The organism is Nocardia farcinica (assembly GCF_029867845.1).
Classification (GTDB): Bacteria; Actinomycetota; Actinomycetes; order Mycobacteriales; family Mycobacteriaceae; genus Nocardia; species Nocardia farcinica_A.
On the sequence record NZ_JARWRU010000556.1, the window covers coordinates 1 to 6,722 of the forward strand.

Genomic DNA, 6,722 nt, shown 5'->3' on the forward strand with positions numbered 1-6,722 from the left:
CCGCCCCCCGCGGGCCTGTCCGGCCGCGCTCGCCAACCCGGCCGGGGGGGGTCAGCTGGTTGTACGGGCTGGACATGGAATAGCAGTACGCGCCGGTGGCGGCGACCGCGATGAGATCACCCGGACCGACATCGGCAGGCATCCAGGCGTCCCTGATCACGATATCGCCGCTCTCGCAGTGCTTTCCGACCACCCGCGCCACCACCGCGGGGGCGTCGGAGCCACGCGAGGCCAGCCTGCAGTCGTACTCGGCCTGATACAGCGCCGGACGGATGTTGTCGCTCATGCCACCGTCGACGCTCAGGTAGCGCCTGCGCGCGCCGCCGTCGAGGGTGACGTCTTTGACGGTGCCCACCTCGTAGAGGGTGACCGTGCCTGGACCGGCGATGGCGCGGCCCGGCTCCACCGCGATGGTGGGCTCGGGCAGACCAGCGCGCGCGGCCTCCTCGGAGACGATGCGCCGCAGCTTGGCCGCGAACTCGTCCAGCGGCGGCGGGGTGTCCTCGGGCAGGTAGGCGATGCCGAGACCGCCGCCGAGGTCGAGGGTGGCGATCTGGGCGGTGCGCTCGACGCCGAACTTGTCGACGGCCTCGCGCAGCAGGCCGAGGATGCGCCGGGCGGCGATCTCGAAGCCGTCGATCTCGAAGATCTGCGAGCCGATGTGCGAGTGCAGGCCGACCAGACGCAGATTGTCGGTCTCGAAGACCCTGGCCAGCGCCTCCATCGCGTCGCCGCCGGCGATCGAGAAGCCGAACTTCTGATCCTCGTGGGCGGTCGAGATGTATTCGTGGGTATGGGCTTCCACGCCGACGGTGATGCGCACCAGCACGTCCTGCACCACGCCGGCGCGAGCGGCGACGGCGTCGAGTCGCTCGATCTCGATCAGCGAGTCGATCACGATGTGTCCGACGCCCGCCGCCACCGCGGCCTCCAGCTCGGCGACGGATTTGTTGTTGCCGTGCAGGGCGATCCGCTCGGCCGGGAAGCCCGCGTGCAGCGCGACGGCCAGCTCACCGCCGGAGCAGACGTCCAGCGACAGCCCCTCCTGGTCGATCCACCGCGCGACCTCGCCGCACAGGAATGCCTTGGAGGCGTAGTGGACTCGCGCGCCCGGCCCGAAGGCGCGCACCATGTCGCGGCAGCGGGAACGGAAGTCGTCCTCGTCGACGACGAACAGCGGCGTGCCGAACTCCTCGGCCAGCGCGCGCACCGGCACACCGGCCAGGCGCACCTCGTCGGCGTCGTCGCGGGCGGCGTTGCGCGGCCAGACGTGGGCGGGCAGGTCGATCAGCTGGCGCGGGTCGGTGGGACGCACCGGCAGGGTGGGAGCGTGCGGGAGCCGGGTCGATTCGCTCGCGGCGCCGCCGCTGAGTTCGGCGTGCCGCGGACCGGCGGGGTGGGCGCTCATCACATCTGCTCCGGTGCGCTCACGCCGAGCAGCGCCAGGCCGTTGGCCAGCACCTGACGGGTGGCGTTCACCAGCACCAGCCGGGCGGCGTTGAGCGGCGAGACCGGCTCGTCGCCCAGCGGCAGCACGCGCAGCCTGGAGTTGGTCTGGAAGCGGTGGTAGGCGCCGGCGAGCTCCTCCAGGTAGCGGGCGATCCGGTGCGGCTCGCGCAGGCTCGCCGCGCTCGCCACCACCCTCGGGTACTCGCCGATGGTGCGGATCAGCTCGCCCTCCTCGTCGGCGGTGAGCTGGGCCAGATCGGGGGTGACGCTCGCGTAGTCGAAGGCGGCGGCGTTGCGGCCGATCGAGGCGGTGCGAGCGTGCGCGTACTGCACGTAGTAGACCGGGTTCTCGTTCTTCTGGCTGGTCCACAGGTCCAGGTCGATGTCGACGCTGGAGTTGACCGACCAGCGCACCAGCGCGTAGCGGGCCGCGTCGACGCCGATCGCCTCGACCAGGTCGTCGAGGGTGACCACGGTGCCCGCGCGCTTGCTCATCCGCACGGCCTGGCCGTCGCGCACCAGGTTCACCATCTGGCCGATGAGCACCTCGACGGTGGCCGGGTCGTCGCCGAACGCGGCGGCGGCGGCCTTCAGGCGGCCGATGTAGCCGTGGTGATCGGCGCCGAGCATGTAGATGCACAGGTCGAAGCCGCGCTTGCGCTTGTTCTGGAAGTAGGCGATGTCACCGGCGATGTAGGCGGCGTTGCCGTCGCTCTTGATGACCACCCGGTCCTGGTCGTCGCCGTACTCGGAGCTGGCGATCCACCAGGCGCCGTCCTTCTGGTACAGGTCGCCGGAGGCCTTGAGCTGCTCGACGGCGGCCTCGACCGCGCCGGAGGCGAACAGCGAGGACTCGTTGAAGTAGACGTCGAAGTCGGTGCCGAACTCGTGCAGCGTCTTCTTGATGTGGGCGAACATCAGCTCGACGCCCTCGGCGCGGAACAGCTCGTGGCGGGCGGCCTCGGGCAGCGTGGGCGCCTGCGGGTGCGCGGCCACGATCTGCTCGGCGATCTCGGCGATGTAGGCGCCGGCGTAGCCGTTCTCCGGGGTGGGCTGCCCGGTGGCGGCGGCGACCAGCGAGGCGGCGAAGCGGTCGATCTGCGCGCCGTGGTCGTTGAAGTAGTACTCCCTGGTGACATCGGCGCCCTGGGCGCGCAGCACCCGGCCGAGCGCGTCGCCGACCGCGGCCCAGCGGGTGCCGCCCAGGTGCACCGGCCCGGTCGGGTTCGCCGAGACGAACTCCAGGTTGATCTTCAGCCCGGCCAGCGCGTCGGAGGCGCCGTAGCTCTCCCCCGCGGCCAGCACCTTCTCCAGCACCGCGCCCTGGGCGGCGGCGGCCAGGCGGATGTTCAGGAAGCCGGGCCCGGCCACCTCGGCGGAGGTGACGCCCTCGGCCGCGTCCAGCGCCTCGGCCAGCCAGCCCGCGAGCTCGCGCGGATTCGTTCCGGCCTTCTTCGCGACCTTCATCGCCAGATTCGTGGCATAGTCGCCGTGTTCGGGATTCCGGGGGCGCTCCACAGTGACCTCGTCGGGCAGCACCGTGGGGTCGAGCCCACGTTCGGCGAGCACCTTCGCGGCAGTGGCGTGAAGGAGATCTGCAAGGTCAGCTGGAGTCACGAGTCTCTATCCTATGGTCTCGGCAGGTGAACACCTTCGGGCGGGCACCGACGCCGACCGTCCGTCCGAACCCCACACGGTTCATCACAGCGAGAGAGCACACGAGCGATGCCGAGTAGCAAGAGCGTCTCGAAGTCGGCCAAGGCCGTGCGAGCCGCGGGCAAGACTTCTTCCCCCCGTTCCGCGGGCGGTGGCAAGGGCGGACTCCCGGGCAAGCGTCAGATCCCGTGGATGACGATCGGTGCGGCGGCCATCATCATCGCATTGGTCGGTGCGCTGGCCTACAGCCTGGTGCCCAAGTACCGCGAGCAGGCCGCGCTGGAGAAGTTCACCCCCAGCGCGGAGAACCAGGACCCCTCGCTCGACATCGAGGGCATCGTCACGGTGGACTACTCCAAGACCACCGGCAAGCACGTCAAGCCGACCGAGCGGGTGGGTTACGACCGCACCCCGCCCTTCGGCGGCTCGCACGACTCCGAGTGGGCCGACTGCACCGGCACCGTCTACAGCAAGCCGATGCGCAACGAGAACGCCGTGCACTCCCTCGAGCACGGCGCGGTGTGGATCGCCTACAACCCCGACAAGGTGGACAACGCCGCCGTCGACACCCTGAAGGGCAAGGTCGAGGGCAAGGCGTACACCTTCATGTCGCCCTACCCGGATCTGGACGCGGCCGTCTCGCTGCAGTCGTGGGGCCATCAGCTGAAGCTGGACAGCGCCGACGACGAGCGCATCGGCCAGTTCATCACCGCGCTGCGCCAGAACCCCTACACCCATCCCGAGGTCGGCGGCTCCTGCTCGAACCCGATGTTCGATCGCGACAACCCGACCCCGTTCGACCCGACCCCGCCGGGCCCCGACGCCAAGGCCGTCGACGGCTCCGACGTGGACACCGACCCCACCGCGGGTCTAGGCGGCATGATCCCCGGTGTGCCGAGCCTGCCCACCGAACCCGCTCCCGCGGAGCCCGCCCCGGCCGAGCCCGCTCCCGTCCAATGAGGCGGGGGCCGAGATGAGCGACGCCTCCGATCCGGCGGTCACCGCGACCACCGAGGACGACGCCACCCACGACAACACCCGCCACGACACCCACGACAGCCACGACAACGGCGACGCGCCCGGGCGTCCGGGCAGGCCCGGTGCCGCCGTGCTGGTGCTCGGCGCGATCGCCGCGATCCTGCTCGGCGTGGTGATCGGCGTCGTGGTGCGGCTGCCGCTGGACGGCGGCGGCGATCCCGACCCGACCGCCGTGGACATCGGCTTCCTGCAGGACATGTCCACCCACCACAACCAGGCGGTGGAGATGGCGGGCATCGCGCTCACCCGCACCACCGACGCCGAGGTCCGCGGCCTGGCCTACGACATCCTCACCACCCAGGCGAACCAGATCGGCCGCATGCAGGGCTGGCTGCAACTGTGGGACGCGCCCTCGCAGTCGGTGGAGGGGCACATGGGCTGGATGAGCGACGGCCACGGCGACGGCGGTCACCACGGGGGTGCGGACGAGCACACCGGCCCGGTGGCCACCATGCCCGGCATGGCCTCCGCCGCCGAACTCGACGCCCTGCGCCGCGCCTCCTCCCCCGAGCTCGACACCCTGTTCCTGAGCTTGATGCTGCGCCACCACGAGGGCGGCCTGCCGATGCTCGAGTACGCCGCCGAGCACGCCGCCACCACCCCGGTGCGCACCCTGTCCGCGGGCATGGCCACCAGCCAGTCCGCCGAATCCCAGCTGCTCACCGACATGCTCACCGCCCGAGGCGGCACCCCGCTGCCGCTCGGGTGAGCCCCCGCCGTCGCGCAACCGGCCGGGCCCGTCACCGTTTTGGCGTCGCGCCCGGCCATGCGCTACGCTTGGCCCGCCCGACCGAGCCGCCATCACGGCCCGGATCGGATTCTGTCCCGCCCTCGTAGCTCAGGGGATAGAGCGTCTGCCTCCGGAGCAGAAGGCCGCAGGTTCGAATCCTGCCGAGGGCACAACCGAAACCGCTGCTCCGGCGGTTTTCCTGTCCGGTGGACGTTGCCGAAGCCCCACGAGGCACGCCCACTCGCCTTCTTCGGCAGGTCGGCGCCTCTCACCCCGGCAGATCGACAACGATCCCTTCGGCAGATCGTCGACACCCGATGAGATCGTCACAAGATGAGATCGGCACAAGGAGAAGGCATCGGCAGACCATCGGTATCCCCTGCCGCACAACGGGAATGGGTCGTTCCGAGTCCGTCTGCGCCACCATCTCCCCGGCGCAAGTGTCCACCGGCAGCGCGTTCGGTATCCACGCGGCCCGGAGGCGGGCCCCTGCCCTGACCTGCGGGCCGGGCAGGCGCACCGCCATCATGGTCGGGTGTCCGGCCCGGTCGATCTCCTCGCTTCATCCCCGCAGTCGCGTCCCGGCTCACCTCCCGCCGAGACGCCATCACCCGCGAAGAACCGCGTGCTCGACGGGGTGCGCCTGGCCCTGCTGGCGGCCGGACTGCTGTGCGTGCTCACCGGTCTGCTCCCCAGGGAGGAAGCCGTGGGCAATCTGCGTCGCATCGGCCCGCTGCTGGTGTTTCTCGGCAGTGTCGTGGTGCTGGCGGAGCTGACCCGGCAGGCGAAGGTGTTCGATGTGATCGCCTCGCGGATCGCGATTCTGGGGCGCGGGAGTTATCCGCTGCTGTTCGGGATGTGTGTGCTGTTCGCCTCGGCGACGACGGTGCTGCTCAATCTGGACACCACCGCCGTGCTGCTCACGCCGGTGTTGCTGGCGGTGGCGGCACCGGCTCGGATCGCGCCGCTGCCGTTGGCGATGACGACATTGTGGCTGGCGAACACGGCCAGCCTGCTGCTGCCGGTCTCGAATCTCACCAATCTGCTCGCCTCCGATCGGGTGGGGCTGGACGCGACCGGGTTCGCCGCGGTCATGTGGGCGCCGCAGCTGGCGTCGCTGCTTGTCACGAGCGCCTGCCTGTGGGTGTTCTACTGGCGGCGGGACCGGCGTGGGAGTGAGCGGTACGAGGTGCCGGAGCCGGTGCGGGTGGACGGGCCGAGGGAACGCGGCCTGTTTCGGATCACCGCGAGTGCCTGCCTGCTGTTCGTGGTGGCCATCCCTGTGTTGGGGGAACGGGTCGAGGTCGCGGCGGTGGCCGCGGCGATCGTCGCGGCGGGGGCGTTCGCGGTGCTCGACCGGTCGGCGTTGCGGTTCGCGTTGATCCCGTGGCGGCTGCTGGTCTTCGTGGTCGGCCTGTTCCTGGTGGTGCCCACGCTGACCAGGCACGGGCTCGATCATCTGACGCACGCGCTGATCGGCGCCGACGACGGGGCGGCGGGGGCGTTTCGCGCGGCGGGCGCAGGCGCCGCCCTGTCGAATGTCGCCAACAATCTGCCCGCCTACGCCGCCGGGGAGGCCGTGGTCCCGGTGGAGCACCGCACCCAGTTGCTCGCCCTGCTGATCGGCACGAACGTGGGACCGATCGTCACGCCGTGGGCCTCGCTGGCGACCCTGCTGTGCCTGGAGTTCTGCCGGGCGCACGGCGTGCGGATCGCGCTGTCGCGCTTCGTGCGCACCGGCCTGGTGGTGGCGGTTGTCGCCACCACCGCCTCCCACCCCGCGCTCCAGCAGGTCGCGAGAGCGGTCCACCGGCCGAACCAAAGCCCCAGCTCACCCCCCCGGCCCGAC

At 71.0% G+C, this 6,722-nt stretch carries 5 protein-coding genes and 1 tRNA gene; 4 read left to right on the forward strand and 2 right to left on the reverse strand.

The genetic code is table 11. The annotated features are described in order from the left end of the window. Together lysA and argS are read right to left on the reverse strand one after the other, a co-directional pair. A partial coding sequence (lysA, locus tag QH283_RS12135; RefSeq protein ID WP_280503107.1) for a diaminopimelate decarboxylase occupies positions 1-1,408 on the reverse strand: 1,408 nt, incomplete at its 3' end. After that, positions 1,408-3,066 (reverse strand): arginine--tRNA ligase, encoded by a 1,659-nt coding sequence (argS, locus tag QH283_RS12140; RefSeq protein ID WP_280503108.1) that lies wholly within the window; start codon positions 3,064-3,066, stop codon positions 1,408-1,410. The genes lysA and argS, both read right to left, overlap by 1 nt. Before the next feature lie 108 nt (positions 3,067-3,174). On the opposite strand from argS, the gene QH283_RS12145 reads away from it, so the two are divergent. The 4 genes from QH283_RS12145 to QH283_RS12160 form a co-directional block, all read left to right on the forward strand. Continuing rightward, positions 3,175-4,065 (forward strand): DUF3105 domain-containing protein, encoded by an 891-nt coding sequence (locus QH283_RS12145; RefSeq protein ID WP_280503109.1) that lies wholly within the window; start codon positions 3,175-3,177, stop codon positions 4,063-4,065. Positions 4,066-4,078: 13 nt separating this feature from the next. Further along, positions 4,079-4,852: a DUF305 domain-containing protein gene (locus tag QH283_RS12150; RefSeq protein WP_280503110.1), complete on the forward strand. Its 774-nt coding sequence runs from the start codon at positions 4,079-4,081 to the stop codon at positions 4,850-4,852. A gap of 118 nt (positions 4,853-4,970) precedes the next feature. Then, a tRNA-Arg gene (locus QH283_RS12155) sits at positions 4,971-5,043 on the forward strand. Between the two features lie 365 nt (positions 5,044-5,408). Next, positions 5,409-6,722, forward strand: a 1,314-nt coding sequence (locus QH283_RS12160) for an SLC13 family permease (RefSeq protein WP_280503111.1), incomplete at its 3' end; no start/stop codon positions are given.

Excerpts from the sequence above, each read along its gene's own strand:
- QH283_RS12145 (WP_280503109.1), top strand. The coding sequence starts at position 3,175 with ATGCCGAGTAGCAAGAGCGTCTCGAAGTCGGCCAAGGCCGTGCGAGCC.
- QH283_RS12150 (WP_280503110.1), top strand. The coding sequence starts at position 4,079 with ATGAGCGACGCCTCCGATCCGGCGGTCACCGCGACCACCGAGGACGAC.